Source organism: Sphaerothrix gracilis Ecp01 (genome assembly GCF_030405905.1).
Taxonomy (GTDB): Bacteria; Cyanobacteriota; Cyanobacteriia; order Phormidesmidales; family Phormidesmidaceae; genus Sphaerothrix; species Sphaerothrix gracilis.
Genome location: NZ_JASATW010000012.1, coordinates 1 through 15,113 on the forward strand (window position 1 = coordinate 1; position 15,113 = coordinate 15,113).

The window sequence follows — 15,113 nt, forward strand, 5'->3', positions numbered from 1 at the left end:
CAGAGATTAATCGTATTGCGACTAATGCGGAACAATTCACTAGCCTCACTTTTCTTGAGACCATCCAACTCGATCGCCTCAATCACTTTTTGCCGGAAGTCTTCGCTGTAGGGTCGAGCCATTGTCAAGTAACCGTATCAACTTATTCCAGTCTATGTCCTAACCTGATTGGCTACAGCTATAAAACAGCAGCTACAGGTCACGATGGCGGAAAGGCTTAGCATTTTCGCCGGCGTACTCAGCCGCAATGTGGCCGTTCCCCACCACCTGATACTTGTAGGTAACTAACCCCTCTAGCCCCACCGGGCCGCGTGGCGGCATCTGCTGGGTGCTGATGCCCACCTCTGCGCCAAAGCCATAGCGGAAACCATCGGCAAAGCGAGTGGAGCAGTTGTGATAAACCCCAGCCGCATCCACCTGGGACATAAACTGGGCGGCAGTGGCTGCGTCTTCAGTGACGATGGCGTCGGTGTGGCGAGAGCCGTAGGTGTTGATGTGGGCGATCGCGGCGGCTGAAGAATCCACCACTCTAATTGCCAAAACCAGGTCGCTGTATTCCGTTGACCAGTCCGCCTCGGTCGCAGGCTTAATTAGCGGCAGCCACTGACGGGTCAGCTCATCGCCGCGCAGCTTCACCTGCAGCGCTTCTAGAGCCTGAGCTACAGCGGGTAAGAACTGCGGCGCGATCGCCTGATGCACCAGCAGCGTTTCAATCGTGTTGCAGGCAGAGGGATAGTCGGTTTTGGCATCAACGGCAATTTTCACTGCCTTTTCCACTTCGGCAGCGGCATCTACATAGAGGTGACAAACCCCATCGGCATGGCCGAGTACCGGAATGCGGGTATTTTCCTGCACGTAGCGCACGAAGGCATTAGAGCCACGCGGAATAATCAGGTCGATATAGCTGTCTAGGGCTAGCAACGCCTGGGTTTCTTCGCGGGTGGTCAGAAGCTGCACCGCTTCCGGGTTGACTCCGGCCTGTGTCAGCCCCTGGCGAATCGCTTTGACCAGTGCCTGACAGGAGCGCACTGCTTCCTTGCCGCCCTTGAGAATGACGCCGTTGCCAGACTTGATCGCCAGGGACGAAATCTGCATCACCGCGTCAGGACGGGACTCAAAAATAATGCCTAAAACGCCTAACGGACAAGTAATGCGCTTGAGAGTCAAACCGTCATCTAGCTGGCGGTGAATTTGTACCTGTCCCACCGGATCATCAAGCTGCGCTACGCTGCGCACTCCGGCGATCGCCCCTTTAAGCTTGGTTTCATCTAGCTTGAGGCGACCGTAGAGGGGTTTTGCCAGGTTATCGGCTAGGGCCGCTTCACAGTCAGCCTGGTTAGCGGCGACAATTTCAGGGGCAGCCGCTTCTAGAGCCTGAGCGATCGCCTCAATCGCTTGGTTCCGCTCAGCCGTCGCTAGCCCTGCTAGCTGCTGGGCCGCCTGACGGGTTTTCTGAGCGATCGCGGTTAGAGAAGCAGCCCGATCCGCTGAAACTTGAGATGCAGTCATAACCAAAACCCTCGGCACAGACTGTAAGTTTAGCAAAAAAGGCTCTGGGCTTTATTGCGGGGACAAACCGACCGAGCGATGATGCTGCCCGCAACTTTTTAATTTTCAGCGGCAACTTTTCCGGAACCTGCTGCGTCTCTAAGAATAAGTGAATGGTAGATGCACCCTGATTCCATAACCCCGGCCTTTGGTTGGGGTTTTTTCCTTTCTAGGGATCCTGCCATTCCCCCAGCTCTGCTTGCGTATTGATCACAACGCCTTCGCGCGTGACTTCCTGTACCGCGCTGACCTCAAACACCAGCGTAAAGCGGCGCTCTAAGCGACGAGCCAGAAAGTTTTCCAGCAGTCGAACCTGTTTGGGAGAAACGGGCTGAGCCGCGTAGACGGTGAGCCGCACTTCGGGCGGACTAACCAGCCAATTCGTGCGAGTTTCGACTAAGCGCAGTCCCTTAAACGTTTCAGTTTCTTGCAGCAATACCTGCTTGACGCCAGCTTCAAGCTGATTTTGCCGCACCAGATCAAACAGGCTAAATCCTAGGGGCAGCAGCAGCACTCCCGTAAGAGCCAGGGTCATACTGATAGGCTTACTGGCCCGGTGTACTGAGGCATATCCCGTCAGCAGAAAGGTCAGCATGCAGGCCAGGGTGATACCAATCAGGTTAGTGATATAGAGCAAAGCTGCCCCCTGACTCAAGGCCCAGTCCTGCAGGGCAAATCCCTGGGCGATGCCAATCCCGACCACGCAGACCGGGGGCATCAGCGCCACGGCGATCGCGGTGCCGGCTAAAGTGCTAGACAGCTTCGGCTCTACTTTGGCATAACCGCTGATGCCGCCAGCAGCAATGGCAATACCCATGTCAAAGATAGTAGGCCGCGATCGCCCCAGCACTTCGGATCCAAATTCAGCCAGTCCGGAAGCCAGCCCTAGCAGCCACGACAGCAAAATAGCGATCGCCGTACCCACCAGCAGCGACCTGAACGCCTCTTTAATCAAATCCCCATCGCCTTCTAAAATGCCAAAGGCAAAGGCCCGAATCGGCTGCATCAGCGGCGCAATTAGCATGGCCCCAATAATCACCGCTGCGCTGTTGGAGAGCAAGCCCAGGGTAGCAATGATGCAGGAGCCAATTATCAAAACGCCATAGTTCAGCGTTAGCTCCGCGTCATCCATCAGGCTATCGCGCAGATGCTTCAGCCCTTGGGGAGAAACCCGCCGACCAATCCCTAAATATTTGCGGCCTATTCCCTGTAGACCCTCTTTAAGTGCGGCGGCTCGTTGCTGAACCTCGTTTTTAGGAGCTTTCATAGCTGTGTCAACCCGCGCCTATGATTGGCAGTTTACTCCCAGACCTCAGCAAATGGTGAAATTTCAACAAGGCTGTAACGCAGCCAGCAGCGCCACAATTTCATCGATCGCCTGCCGTAAAACCCGGCCCGGCTGGTCTACGTTATTGAGCAAAATGCTGAGTACCAGAGGCTCATAGCTAGGCGGATCTAAGTAGCCTGAAAGAGCGGCGTTGCGGCTAATCGACCCCGTTTTACCCTGGAGTCGTCCCGCTGCAGCTGTTCCCTGCAGGCGGTTGCGCAGCGTGCCGTTTACCCCTGCCGTCGCCAGAGAATTGCGGTAAGTCTCAGCTTCGTTGCTGCGGTTCATGACCTGCAGCACCTGCACCAGAGCTGTCGGCGTCGTCAGATTGTGCCGTGACAGGCCCGATCCATCGGCTAAAACATAGGCTGTAGGATCCACCCCCAGCGGCTCTAAAACCGCCTGAAGCGCTGCGATGCCCAACTCTGTAGCCTCATCTCCCTGGCTGGCCCGCATTCCCAACGTTTTTAGCAGCGCTTCCGCATAGAGATTGTTGCTGCTGCGGTTGGTGGGAATTAGCAGCTCGCGCAGCGGCGCGGATTCGACAAAGGCCAGCTCTGGCAGTGAATTGGGGGTCGGCGTTGAAATAGCAGAGGTGCGAGCCACGCTAATCTGCTCGGCCGCTAGCGCAGCTTGCAGGCGATCGAGAAAATACTGGCTGGGGTTGGGAACGGCGATCGCGGCTGTATCGGCTGCTGAACCGGCTACAAGCTGGCCGCGTACCTGCAGTACGGGCTGTCCCAAATCCCGTCCGACCTCGGTGTACTCTGGCTGTCCTGCTGCCACCGTGACAGAGTTGTTTTCAATTTGCCACTGGGCTGCCAGCGGTGGATCGTCCCAGACCACTTGCAAAGGCTGGCCGATCGCCTGCGGGACTAGGCTCAAGCCAAGGGCATTGCGATTGACGATTAAGCTGTTGACCGGCGCACCATAGCCGGCCTGCACATCCTCCCACTCCCAGTTGGGATTCGTCGCCTGCCCTGGGAAGTAGCTGTCATCGGCCACCAGACTGGCTACCCGCTGCACTCCCTGCTGTCGGAGCTGCCGGGCCAGTTCTGCCAGTTGGGTATCGCTGAGGCTGGGGTCGCCCCGTCCAAACACCCGCAGCGTGGTTAAGCCGAGGTCGTTGGTAGAACCGTATATGGAGGTGCGAATACGAAAGTCCGGCCCTAAAAACTGCAGCGTCGCCGCCGTGGTGAACAGCTTGACGTTGGAAGCCGGAACAAAGTAGCGATCGCTGTCCCGCTCATAAACCAGCTCACCCGTCTCCGTTTCTACTCGTACCCCCAGCCGAGCCGGACGCAGGGCAGGCTGAGCCGCGATCGCTTCGACCCGCGCTGTCAAATCAGCTGGACAAACAGCGGCGATCGCGGGCGCACTTGGAAAAACGCTTGCCAGCAGCAATAGTCCTAGCCATCTGTATTTCCGTTCAAGGTTTGGGTGGGCACGCTTGGCTGGACCCATCCTACAGTTCACTGGTTTGGCAATGTTGAAACATGGTGTTAAAGCCTGCTTTGAGGGACATTCTCTGCTTGGCTCATGCTGCAGTTCGCTGTGGTAACAGCAGGAAACTGCATTCAGGCGATCGCCATAGCCAATCTACTGCTCTGCCTGCTCAATTTCGGCTCTAGACTCGTCCCAGTAGGCGCTATATGTCCACTCTTCGTTGCTGCCCTTATCTTCTGTTTCCCAGCGATAAATAGCCGATTTAGGATCTACCCCTACCTCAATCAGCTTGGCCCCCATGTAATATTCCATCTGCTTCAGCGTCCGCTGTTTCAGAAACTCAGACTGCGCCTTGGGAATACTGCGCGACATATGAGCTTGTGTATGCTTTGCCATAACCGTTCAGTCTTAAATGATTTCAGCATAAAAGATTGAAATGTCTTTATACAAGGCATTTCAACCATTTTTAACGCTCACGAACTAGAGCGGCATTGCGCCTAGATAGCTACAGCCCTATACCGGGGTTTTCTCGCTCGGCTGACTGTCGGGCAGGCCAATTTCACTGCAAACTTCGTAAAAGCTGGTCGTGGGTGGCTGCTCAAACAGGTGAGCAATCCGGTTGAGGGCATCTTTGTAGGCTTCGTTTTGGTGAGCGTCCATATCGCCAACATTTTCCCACAGGATGATGGCAATACCGCGATCGCTGTCAGGCTCTTGCAGCAGGTAAGCGCCTTTAAAGCCCTGCTGGTAGGTGGAAACCGCTTTTTCATAGAGCTGCCGCGCCTCAGCAAAGGTACCGGGCTTAAACTCACCAATAGCAACGTAAGCCTGCTTATGTTTGAGAAAGTCTGAAAATTCTGACATCTGTAATTTCACTCATCTACTTGGGTTACTAGTCTGCCGTAGGAAGTGGATCTTGTGAGCGATCCCCAAGGGTGTCTTAAGATACTGAAAACTATTGATGCAGAATTATTGAGAGACATTGCAGAGCAGCACCGCCCGTAAAGCTTTATGAGCACTTGAAGTCTGCTGACGCAATCCAGTAGTCGCAAGACCGAAGTGATCCTCCCAGACCTCAGCAGCCTATTCGGTATGGACTTATCAATGCGGTCAAGCCTTGAAACGCAGCTTCAGGCAACTGTTGAAGCGGCACTCAGCCAGTCGCAAGTTCCTGGTGCCGCGATCGCCATTTGGCTGGACGGTCAGTCCTGCCTAGAAGCAGGCATTGGCTATGGGGACAAACGGCAGCAGGTACCACTCCCCGTAGACGCCAGCTTCTATATCTACAGCATCACTAAAGTCCTCATCGCAACCGCATCGCTTTATCTGGCCGATCAAAAACGGTTAGAACTAGATGCCTCGGTACAAAGCTATTTAGCCAATTTTTCACTAGACCGCACCATTACGCTTCACCATCTGCTAAGTCACACCAGCGGTCTGCCCGACTATGGCGGCACCGCTGCTTACAAGGAGGCAGTTAAGGCTAATCCCCGCCGGCCCTGGTCACTATCCACCTTTTTTGAGTTGGCTCAGGCCCAAGGACTCCAGTTCGCACCGGGAACAGACTGGGCCTACTCCAATATTGGCTACCTGCTCCTCAAGCAAGTGCTAGAGCAGGTGACAGATTTAACCCTAGGACAGCTTTTAGATCAGGTCATTTTTAGGCCACTATCTCTAGCAAAAACCTTTGTCCCCGAGACTCTAGAGCAAGTTGGTGAACTGACACCGGGATATACCGCTTGCTGGAGCCAAGATGAACTGCAAAATATGACTCAGGTTTATCACCCATCTTGGGTAGCTCACAGCGTTGTCATTTCAACAGCGCCTGAATTAGCCAAAATCATCGACGCTTTACTCTCAGGTCAAATCATCAGCCCATCTTTGGTTGAGCAGATGTCTCAGCCCGTTCATACTTTGGGGAAATATCCGCTGTTTACAAGTTTAGGCTACGGGCTAGGGCTTTTTATTGATGACGCCTCTCCCTACGGAATTGTCAGAGGCCACACGGGGGAAGGCCCCGGCTATTCCGTCGCGGCTTTTCACTTGCAAAAGTTGGCGAATGTCAGGGCCACTCTAGTAGTTTTAGCCAACCGGGACAAACCTGATTTTGGCCTGTCTTTGATATATCGCATCGCTCAGACGATCGCTGCAAACAGCTAACCAGCTAGTCCTTCAGCAGGCGATCGCCCCACTGACTCAACTGCCGACCGAGCCAGCGTTTTGCTTGCTTCCAACCTAATGCCAGCTTTTGCCCCTGGCTAGCGATCGCCTCTGGCCAGGTGGATTCTAGCTGAATCTGACGCATCCGCCTTCCTGGGAACGGAGGCTGAGCTTTGGGTAAGGTCAGCACGAGCTGATTGCCCCGCATTTCGCTGCGGACGCGATCGCGGTCAATCTGACAGGGTAAAGAAATGACCTGCTGCATTTGACCATAGCCAAGCATCTGGCTGTAGCGATCGCTTTGCTGCTGGTGCTGACAGGCCGACAAAATCACTCGCTCTGAATCAACCTGAACGCCAATATCGTAAGCGCTAAGACCGGGAAGCCAGGCCGTGAGGATGAGCGCCGCATCAGTCTCAGTCAGCTCCAGGTTCCAGTCGGGCAGAGTGCTGAAACCGTTGTGAAAGAGTCCGGTATCAAAAAATAAATCATCAATTTGCCGCTGCCAGGGATCTATCATCCAGGGGGACGGCCAAGGCGTTATTCGCATAAATACCTCCAACCTCAGCGATCTAATCTTTTACTTTGATTATGCCGCTGAGATATAGGCTAGGGCAGTCGAGATCTCCTCTCGTTTGTGGCGAGATCTCCGATAGGTTAGGCAGGCACGACCACCTGCTTCAGGCCAGCTAGCGCAAAAGCGCTGTGAATCGCCTGCAGAGCCTTGATACCCTCTGCCTGAGCCACCACGCAGCTAATTTTTATTTCTGAAGTGGCAATCATCTGGATATTGATGTTCTCGTCGGCTAGGGCACGAAACATCTTGGCCGCTACGCCTGGCTGATAGACCATTCCCGACCCGACAACGCTGACCTTAGCGATCGCCGTATCCAAAACTACTTCCCCGCAGCCTGAGTCAGACAGGGTTTTCTCTAGCAGCACCTTAGCTGCCTGAGCATCTGCCTGACTTACGGTAAAAGCAATATCGCGGGTGTTTTGTCCGGCTACCGGGCGGCAGCGCTGGGACTGGATAATCATATCGACGCTGATGCCGTTATCCGCCAAAGACTGAAAGATTTTAGCGGCCATGCCGGGGCGATCGGGGACTTGGCGAATGGCGAGACGGGCCTGATGCTGATCGAGAGCAGCTCCCCGCACCGCAGGTGAAGCTGCCTGAATTGGAGCAGTTTGATCGAGGCGAGCAGGGGAACAGTTGAGGCCAAAGCTTTTGCAAAGGGCCGCAATGGCGCGATCGCAGTCCGCTAGCACCACGGTACAGCTTACCTTCACTTCAGAGGTGGAAATCATCTGGATGTTTACGCCTGCTGCCGCCAGGGTTGAGAACATCTGCGCCGCCACGCCAGGACGACCAATCATGCCCGCGCCCACGATGCTCACCTTCGCCATCTGCCGATCGACAATCACCTCGGCTTCATCCGTAGCGGTAGGGCGGTTGCGCAGCGCCGGGGCGATCGCCTCGGCGACGGCCTCCGCCCGGCTGAGATTGTCGCGGGTGACAGTAAAGGCAATATCGTTGGTATTGCCATCGTGGATAGACTGAATGATTAAGTCTACGTTGAGCGCTTGCTGGCCCAGTTCGCCAAACAGCCGCGCCGCAATCCCAGGACAGTCCGGTACCCGCAGCAGCCCCACCTTGGCCTGATCGGTGTCAAACTCAATGGCATCCACCGGATGGGCTAGCTCTAGTCCCTGGAGCGATCGCCCCTGCAGCAGCGGCGACTGCACCGCCGTTCCCGGTTCCTCACTCCAGCTAGAGCGCACCACCATCGGGACGCCATAGTTACGGGCAATCTCCACGGCGCGGGGATGAAGTACCTTCGCTCCCAGGCTGGCTAGCTCCAGCATTTCGTCGCAGGTAATCTCGCTCATGAGCTGGGCTTCTGGTACTAAGCGCGGATCGGTGGTTAAAATGCCGGGAACATCGGTATAGATTTCGCAGCGATCGGCCTTGAGCGCCGCCGCCAGCGCCACCGCCGAGGTATCAGATCCCCCTCGCCCCAACGTGGTAATTTCTAAATCTGGCGTATCACTGATGCCCTGGAACCCAGCCACCACAACTACTTCGCGCTCAGCTAGGTGGCGATCGATTCGGTCAGTCTTGATATTGAGGATGCGGGCGCGGCTGTGTTCGGCCTCAGTGACAATGCCCACCTGAGCGCCCGTCAGGGAGGTAGCGGGTTGTCCTAGCTCGTGCAGAGCCATGCTCAACAGGGCAATAGATACCTGCTCCCCGGTAGAAAGCAGCATGTCCATTTCTCGGCGGCTAGGCTGGGCGGTAATGTCGCTGGCCAGCTTTACTAAACCGTCTGTGGTCTTACCCATCGCGGAGACGACCACCACCACCGTGTTGCCTGCCTGAGCCGTCTGCATTACCCGCCGAGCCACCGCCTGAATCCGCTCAACGGTGCCGACCGAAGTTCCCCCGTATTTCTGGACGATTAACGCCATCCCGCTTACCTAACCTTGTGAATCACCCACTTTAGATTGCTAGACTCTTAACTTAGCAGAGGTTAGGAAAGAGAGGGAAATTCCTCTGGCCCCTCGGCGCCCTGTCCAGCAGCAGGTACCTAAGCCATCTCACTCTGTTCTAGTAAGCCTCGAAGCTTGTACTTGCGGGCATGAACTTGGAGTAGATGGGCGCGGTCGCGTGCTCAGTCAGCCTTCTCAGCTCGCAACCCGGTTTACATAACAATCCACTAGCTCAACTAAATCGGGCTGGATGTCTACCATCGCCTGCACTAAATCCTGAGTTTGCAGAGGATTGAGCTGATCAAGGAGCTGGGCTAAAGTAGGCTTGATTTCAACTCGCTCGGCCTGATGCAGACAAACCAAAGCTGTTGCCACAATATGTTTACACCAGCCGCCCCAGTCGTAAGGACAGCTACAGTGGGCTGCGCGGCCAGGCTCTAGAACAACCTGATAAGGCTCATACTGGCTACCCTGCACCGCAGCATATATCGTTGCCCCTCTTTGAGTCACCTCACTAACAGAGCCTGATGCGTAAAGATCTTCGCCGCGCTCAAAAGACTGAGCAGAAGCATTGTCTAGGATAAGAGCCTCAGTGATTTCAAGAAGAGACATGGTTGATGCAGTATCGTTTGCCTATTTTTGTCGCTCATTAGGCAGCAGGCAGCGCGATCGCCTGTTTCTTTTTAGCTTTCTTGGGTCTTGAAACGCGATCGCTCTCACTAAAAAGCAAGAGCGATCGCGTTTATAGCTGATAATTTAGAAGCTTGATAGACACTGGGGGGAAGTGTGTTCTACCCTTCTTCAAGACGATTTTCAGTGAACATCTAAGCTTTAGCGAGTGGGAGCAGCGGACGCTAAATTTTGCACAGAACGGTGTAGATCTTCTAAGAGAGAAGAAACCTGCTGGCACTTGACGGCTAAAGGATTTAGCGTTGTTTGAATCTGGTTTAACTCTTCAGAAGTCAGATAGCCATTTTGAGGACAAGAGAGCGGAATGGGAATGCGCAACTGATGCAGCCGGGCAACGCCTATCAGCCGATCGGTAATTTCTAAAGGCAGCACAATAATCAAAGCTAGATCCTCCAATGCATTAATTCTTAAGATGTGATTGACATCTAAAAAGTTTCAGCAATGTTATTGAAGCAGTTGCGCCTATAGTTATCATCCTCCCTAAGGGGAAGAAAACCAATTTCGAAATGTTGTATTAACTACCTCTGACTTTAAAATTAAGTGATAGACAGTTCGCCAACATTGACTGAAATCACGCAAATATCTCGTTTTCAGTTCGACAGCAGTAACATCCAATCAAAGTTTCAATTGGTATCATTGATTACTTTGAAGCGGACGATCGCCCTTGGTACTGAACTGACAACCAGGTAAGATTGCCGGTGCCTTAGTCTGTACGTAGCAGCCTCGGTAAATGCACAGCCGAGCCAGAGAAGGTTTCCATTCCCGGAATAGCTACCTGCGTCACCTCAATTTTTAACTGAATGCGAGGCCCCCAAGCCTGCTGCCGCACCCAGCAGCAACTACCCTGGCACTGAATAACCAAAAAGTCAGGCAGATCCTGGGGTTGACCCTTTAGTCTGACGAATTTTCCGGGACCTAGCGTAAGTGCAGGCATAACGCAATCCTCCTGAGAGAGCGCAACAGCCACCACGCCAATAGTACCAATGAACTAAACAATAGTTTAGTTATCAGCAGCACTTATTCACAATTAAATTACAGGCGCAGAACCGCCATAAAGGCCGACTGAGGCACATCTACAGTGCCAATAGACTTCAGGCGTTTTTTACCTTCTTTCTGCTTCTGCAATAGCTTCTTCTTACGGGAAATATCACCGCCGTAGCATTTCGCTAGCACGTCCTTACGCAGGGCGGGAATACTCTCACTGGCAACTACGCGGCTACCAATTGAAGCCTGTAGCGGAATCTTAAACTGGTGACGTGGAATCAGCTCCTTCAGCTTTTCCACCAGGGCACGACCGACATAGTAAGCCTTGTCCCGGTGCACAATCGTGGCTAACGAATCTACCGGATCACCGTTGATCAATACATCCAAGCGCACCAGGGGATTTTCCCGATAGCCCACTATCTGATACTCCATGCTGGCATAGCCACGCGATCGCGACTTCATCTGATCAAAAAAGTCCGAAACCACTTCCGCCAGCGGGAGCTCATAGACCAGGGTTGTCCGCCCTTGAGTAAGATACTGCATATCTTTGAAATCCCCCCGACGAGTTTGAGCCAGCTCCATCAGCGGCCCCACAAACTCCTCTGGCGTAATCATCTCCACCTTGACGTAAGGCTCCTCAATCTTTTCACGCTCCTGCGGCGGCGGCAACACGCTGGGATTGTCAATCTCGACCATTTCGCCGTCTATCTTGGTCACGCGGTAAATTACCGAAGGCGCTGTGGTGATTAAATCCAGACCGTATTCGCGCTCTAGCCGCTCCTGCACAATTTCCATATGCAGCAGTCCCAAAAAGCCGCAGCGAAAGCCGAAGCCCATAGCGCTAGAAGTTTCCGGCTCGTACTGCAAGGCGGCATCATTCAGCCGCAGTTTTTCTAGCGCCTCCCGCAGATCTTCAAACTGATCAGAATCGGTGGGAAACAGGCCGCAAAAGACCATTGGCTTGGCCTCAACGTAGCCGGGCAGAGCTTTTTTAGCCGGCGCCTTGACCAGGGTAATCGTATCGCCGACGCGGGCATCCTCAACCGCCTTGATCGCAGCTGAAAAATATCCTACCTCGCCTGCGTGCAAACTCTCGACTGGCTTCTGGGTGGGAGAAAGCACGCCTAGCTCGTCAATTTCATATTCTTTGCCAGAGGCCATCAGCCGCACGCGATCGCCCTGCCGCACCGTACCGTCCATCACCCGAAAATAGACAATTACGCCCCGGTAGGGATCGTAATAGCTGTCGAAAATCAAGGCCCGCAGCGGCTGCTCCAGCGTATCCTGTGGTGGCGGTACCAGATAGACAATTGATTCTAAAATCTCTTCAATCCCGACCCCTTCTTTAGCAGAAGCCAAAATGGCAGCGCTGCAGTCGAGGCCCACCACTTCTTCAATTTCCTGCTTGATCCGCTCAGGGTCAGCCCCCGGCAGATCAATTTTGTTGAGTACTGGAATAATTTCCAAGTCGTTTTCTAGAGCTAGATAAACGTTGGCTAGCGTTTGTGCTTCTACGCCCTGAGACGCATCTACTACTAAGAGAGCCCCTTCACAGGCCGCCAGCGATCGCGAAACTTCATAAGAAAAGTCAACGTGCCCTGGCGTATCGATCAGGTTTAAGACGTACTCGTTACCGTCGCGGGCCGTATAGCTCATCCGAGCCGCCTGCAGCTTAATGGTGATGCCGCGCTCCCGCTCCAAGTCCATCGTGTCTAGAAACTGCGCTTTCATATCGCGATCGCTGACTGTGCCAGTCTTGTGCAGCAGACAGTCGGCCAGCGTTGACTTACCGTGGTCGATATGAGCAATGATGGAAAAGTTGCGGATACGAGAAATCGGTACGTCAGTCATGTATTAAGACGTCATTCAACTGAAGTTGCTTAAACTATTGTAATGCTTTGTCTCAGGGCTGCTACAGAGAGTTGCTAAAATGATGGCGCTAAGTTTTATGACTCAGCAAGCTCCGTAGCTTGTAGTGCAGTTTAGCGGTCAAAATTGCTCTAAGCTAATTAGGCAATATTGGCTGTTGTGAATTTCACAGCCTTTCATAACTTAGCCAGTCTGCTTCGCCAGCTCTAGAGTATGGCCGTTGTTTGCTGTTGACTGGTTTACTTGAAAAAATATCTCCAGCCAAAAGGAGAGTAGCTGCTTAATGACCGAACACAATGCCGGGGATGTTTCTGCTCAAGCTTCCCAAGCCGACAAAGTTGAAATCGCCGTTCAGCTAGATGCCGAACTGCTTGATCAGATCAATCATCTGACCAGCAATCCCAGTAAGGTGATTGAAGTCGCTGTTCGTCAGTGGCTTAGGGGAGGAGCGCGGCGCGATGATGATCTAGCCCGAACTTTGCCCCGTACGCCGCCCGTACCCCCTCGAGGCGAATGGAACGACTAAAATTGAGGTAGCTTTGATAGTGTTTGCGGGTATTACTTCTTCACAAAATCTCTTAGCTTCAGGAAGTCTTCGTTTAGCCATGAAGAGATGATTAGTAGCTTGGTTAGAAAACAGGGCACTTTAAAGCTGGGCGTAGGTCAAACCGCCTAAGCCAATTGCTGATGGCTGAGCTGCTTATTTAGGGTGTGCAACTATCGTTAGATATGCTGGCTATTCATCATCAGCTCGGTTAGCTAACCCTCCGAACTGCCTGGTTTATGTCTGTTAACTCAACGTCTTCCAAACCTCAGTCATTCTCGCTCATAGATTTGGATACCTCACCCAGGACGACCTCTTTAGTGATGGTTCACGATGCTGCGGGGACTTTGCTTTCGTTTCAGTGGCCTGCAGCAGTCCGCTACGGCTTTAATCCTCTACTGGCAATTGGTAAACCGTTAGCCGCTATCTTTGATTCGGCCCCGCTCAGGGTGTATCAGGGAGCTCTGAACCTAGTATTTGAGCAGCAAAGTGTTCAGCGGGTTTCAGTACCGTTGCGGCTAGGGCAGTACATCCTCCTATTCGACTTTTGCTTAAGCCCAATTGCAGCCCCCACCGCCCTGCCTCAGCAAACTGTCAGCGTGGGCACCCTGGTTTCTCAAAACACGCTGGCCTCTCAAGATACAGACATCACAGCCTTTTCTTCCACCTGTTCCGCCGCTGAGAACTACTATGCTCAGCTCAATCGGATTGCCTGGAATATTCGTCGCACCCTCGATTTAGAGACAATTTGGCAGCAAACGGTGGACGGCTTGGGCGCAATGCTGACAATTGACAACGGCCTAATCTGCTCTTTTCAGGAAGACTATGCCGAAGTCAAGGTAGAAGCTGAATATGCTAAAGAGGGATCTCCTTACTGGCTCAATCAAACCTTTCAGCTAGAACAAGTCCCCTATTTGGGCAAGGTGTTTAAGTGCCTGCATCCTGTTTTAGAGGAGTCAGATTTTTGGCTGCCCGGTCAGGGGCAAACCCAGGGAATTGTCCTAGCGATCGCCACCTGCTATCAGGATCAGCCCAACGGCCTGATTGCCCTGTTTCGCCAGCAGCCGCACCAGTGGACCGCTTTAGAAGTCGAGTCGATCAGTGAACTAGCAGATCAGGTAGGAACCGCGATCGCCCACGCTACCCTGTTTCAGGAAAGCCATACCTTAGCCGTAGAGCTACAGCGGGCCAACAAACATCTATTAGAAAAGCATCATGAACTGGAAGAAGCCCGCAGCCAAGCGGAAGAAGCCCGCGAGCAGGCCGAAGAAATTTCTCGCCTCAAAAGCGAGTTTTTAGCCAATACTTCCCACGAGCTGCGTACGCCCCTCAACGGCATGATTGGCTTTCTCAAACTTGTCCTCGACGGCATGGCAGATGACCCGGCTGAACAGGAAGAGTTTGTTAAAGAGGCTCACAACTCGGCCCTGCACTTGCTGAATCTAATTAACGATGTCCTAGATATTGCCAAGATTGAAGCAGGCAAGATGCAGCTTGATATGGGGCCTGTCAACCTCAAAGAGCTGTTCCAGAACGTCGATAATTTTACCCGTCACCTAGCTGAACAGAAGGGACTGCACTACGAAATTCTGATGCCGGAGACGCGCGACGAGATCGTACTCAACGGCAACTATCAGCGATTGCTGCAGGTCATGCTCAACGTTGTTGGCAATGCGGTCAAGTTCACGCACGAAGGATATATTCGCATCAGTGCCGAAGTCAAACGCCAGAAAGTTAGTTTTCAGAATCAAGAGTGGCCAGGCACCGTCAAAATTAGCGTAGCTGATACAGGCATTGGCGTTTCCCTAGAGAAGCAAGACCGGCTATTTCAGACCTTTAGTCAGGTTGATGGAGAGCGCACCCGCCAGTATGGCGGTACCGGCTTGGGGGTGGCCATTTCGCAGAAGCTGGTGGAAGCGATGGGCGGTGTTGTCCAGTTCATTAGCATGGGAGAGGGTCTTGGCTCGACTGTCACCTTCACGGCTCTACTGTACCAGGAACCCGTTGTGGTTTCACCGGAGCCTGTGACGCCTATTCAGTAAGAGCGACAGGACT

At 53.3% G+C, this 15,113-nt stretch carries 15 protein-coding genes; 3 read left to right on the forward strand and 12 right to left on the reverse strand.

Translation table 11 applies throughout. The annotated features are described in order from the left end of the window. The 6 genes from QJQ48_RS14690 to QJQ48_RS14715 form a co-directional block, all read right to left on the reverse strand. Positions 1–122 (reverse strand): IS630 transposase-related protein (locus tag QJQ48_RS14690; protein ID WP_346292156.1); only part of this gene is annotated, 122 nt, incomplete at its 3' end. A gap of 70 nt (positions 123–192) precedes the next feature. After that, positions 193–1,509, reverse strand: a complete 1,317-nt coding sequence (locus tag QJQ48_RS14695; RefSeq protein WP_346291994.1) for a glutamate-5-semialdehyde dehydrogenase — start codon at positions 1,507–1,509, stop codon at positions 193–195. 208 nt (positions 1,510–1,717) lie between these two features. Then, on the reverse strand, positions 1,718–2,815 hold the full coding sequence (locus QJQ48_RS14700) for a DUF389 domain-containing protein (protein WP_346291995.1): 1,098 nt from the start codon (positions 2,813–2,815) through the stop codon (positions 1,718–1,720). A 63-nt stretch (positions 2,816–2,878) separates the two neighbouring features. Continuing rightward, positions 2,879–4,339 carry a D-alanyl-D-alanine carboxypeptidase/D-alanyl-D-alanine endopeptidase gene (gene dacB, locus QJQ48_RS14705; protein ID WP_346291996.1) on the reverse strand — a complete coding sequence of 487 codons (1,461 nt, stop codon included), beginning with the start codon at positions 4,337–4,339 and terminating at the stop codon, positions 2,879–2,881. A 135-nt stretch (positions 4,340–4,474) separates the two neighbouring features. After that, positions 4,475–4,717: a hypothetical protein gene (locus QJQ48_RS14710; protein WP_346291997.1), complete on the reverse strand. Its 243-nt coding sequence runs from the start codon at positions 4,715–4,717 to the stop codon at positions 4,475–4,477. A gap of 117 nt (positions 4,718–4,834) precedes the next feature. Further along, entirely contained in the window at positions 4,835–5,185 is a 351-nt protein-coding gene (locus tag QJQ48_RS14715) for a putative quinol monooxygenase (RefSeq protein WP_346291998.1), read from the reverse strand. Positions 5,186–5,425: 240 nt separating this feature from the next. Here QJQ48_RS14715 and QJQ48_RS14720 point away from each other — a divergent pair, with 240 nt between their 5' ends. Next, a complete protein-coding gene (locus QJQ48_RS14720) occupies positions 5,426–6,481 on the forward strand; it encodes a serine hydrolase domain-containing protein (protein WP_346291999.1) in 1,056 nt (351 codons plus the stop codon). Positions 6,482–6,485: 4 nt separating this feature from the next. On the opposite strand, the gene QJQ48_RS14725 is transcribed toward QJQ48_RS14720, so the two are convergent. The 6 genes from QJQ48_RS14725 to lepA all read right to left on the reverse strand — a co-directional run bounded on the left by QJQ48_RS14725 (position 6,486) and on the right by lepA (position 12,496). After that, complete coding sequence (locus QJQ48_RS14725) at positions 6,486–7,031, reverse strand: Hsp20/alpha crystallin family protein (protein WP_346292000.1); 546 nt, start codon at positions 7,029–7,031, stop codon at positions 6,486–6,488. A gap of 107 nt (positions 7,032–7,138) precedes the next feature. Continuing rightward, the gene (locus QJQ48_RS14730; RefSeq protein WP_346292001.1) at positions 7,139–8,950 is read right to left on the reverse strand and encodes an aspartate kinase; all 1,812 of its coding nucleotides are present in this window, start codon (positions 8,948–8,950) and stop codon (positions 7,139–7,141) included. Between the two features lie 216 nt (positions 8,951–9,166). Further along, positions 9,167–9,583 carry an SWIM zinc finger family protein gene (locus tag QJQ48_RS14735; protein ID WP_346292002.1) on the reverse strand — a complete coding sequence of 139 codons (417 nt, stop codon included), beginning with the start codon at positions 9,581–9,583 and terminating at the stop codon, positions 9,167–9,169. A 219-nt stretch (positions 9,584–9,802) separates the two neighbouring features. Then, complete coding sequence (locus tag QJQ48_RS14740; protein ID WP_346292003.1) at positions 9,803–10,042, reverse strand: hypothetical protein; 240 nt, start codon at positions 10,040–10,042, stop codon at positions 9,803–9,805. A gap of 322 nt (positions 10,043–10,364) precedes the next feature. Continuing rightward, the gene (locus QJQ48_RS14745; protein ID WP_346292004.1) at positions 10,365–10,595 is read right to left on the reverse strand and encodes a hypothetical protein; all 231 of its coding nucleotides are present in this window, start codon (positions 10,593–10,595) and stop codon (positions 10,365–10,367) included. Between the two features lie 98 nt (positions 10,596–10,693). Continuing rightward, positions 10,694–12,496 carry a translation elongation factor 4 gene (gene lepA / locus QJQ48_RS14750; protein ID WP_346292005.1) on the reverse strand — a complete coding sequence of 601 codons (1,803 nt, stop codon included), beginning with the start codon at positions 12,494–12,496 and terminating at the stop codon, positions 10,694–10,696. Between the two features lie 301 nt (positions 12,497–12,797). On the opposite strand from lepA, the gene QJQ48_RS14755 reads away from it, so the two are divergent. Beyond that, positions 12,798–13,040, forward strand: coding sequence for a hypothetical protein (locus QJQ48_RS14755; RefSeq protein WP_346292006.1), 243 nt, complete (start codon positions 12,798–12,800; stop codon positions 13,038–13,040). 341 nt (positions 13,041–13,381) lie between these two features. Further along, the gene (locus QJQ48_RS14760) at positions 13,382–15,100 is read left to right on the forward strand and encodes a sensor histidine kinase (RefSeq protein WP_346292007.1); all 1,719 of its coding nucleotides are present in this window, start codon (positions 13,382–13,384) and stop codon (positions 15,098–15,100) included. Positions 15,101–15,113: the final 13 nt, after the last annotated feature.

Coding starts and splice junctions, on each gene's coding strand:
- QJQ48_RS14755 (WP_346292006.1), top strand. CDS start 12,798: ATGACCGAACACAATGCCGGGGATGTTTCTGCTCAAGCTTCCCAAGCC.
- QJQ48_RS14710 (WP_346291997.1), bottom strand. CDS start 4,717: ATGGCAAAGCATACACAAGCTCATATGTCGCGCAGTATTCCCAAGGCG.
- QJQ48_RS14735 (WP_346292002.1), bottom strand. CDS start 9,583: ATGTCTCTTCTTGAAATCACTGAGGCTCTTATCCTAGACAATGCTTCT.
- QJQ48_RS14715 (WP_346291998.1), bottom strand. CDS start 5,185: ATGTCAGAATTTTCAGACTTTCTCAAACATAAGCAGGCTTACGTTGCT.
- QJQ48_RS14700 (WP_346291995.1), bottom strand. CDS start 2,815: ATGAAAGCTCCTAAAAACGAGGTTCAGCAACGAGCCGCCGCACTTAAA.
- lepA (WP_346292005.1), bottom strand. CDS start 12,496: ATGACTGACGTACCGATTTCTCGTATCCGCAACTTTTCCATCATTGCT.
- dacB (WP_346291996.1), bottom strand. CDS start 4,339: ATGGGTCCAGCCAAGCGTGCCCACCCAAACCTTGAACGGAAATACAGA.
- QJQ48_RS14745 (WP_346292004.1), bottom strand. CDS start 10,595: ATGCCTGCACTTACGCTAGGTCCCGGAAAATTCGTCAGACTAAAGGGT.
- QJQ48_RS14695 (WP_346291994.1), bottom strand. CDS start 1,509: ATGACTGCATCTCAAGTTTCAGCGGATCGGGCTGCTTCTCTAACCGCG.
- QJQ48_RS14720 (WP_346291999.1), top strand. CDS start 5,426: ATGCGGTCAAGCCTTGAAACGCAGCTTCAGGCAACTGTTGAAGCGGCA.
- QJQ48_RS14730 (WP_346292001.1), bottom strand. CDS start 8,950: ATGGCGTTAATCGTCCAGAAATACGGGGGAACTTCGGTCGGCACCGTT.
- QJQ48_RS14760 (WP_346292007.1), top strand. CDS start 13,382: ATGGTTCACGATGCTGCGGGGACTTTGCTTTCGTTTCAGTGGCCTGCA.
- QJQ48_RS14725 (WP_346292000.1), bottom strand. CDS start 7,031: ATGCGAATAACGCCTTGGCCGTCCCCCTGGATGATAGATCCCTGGCAG.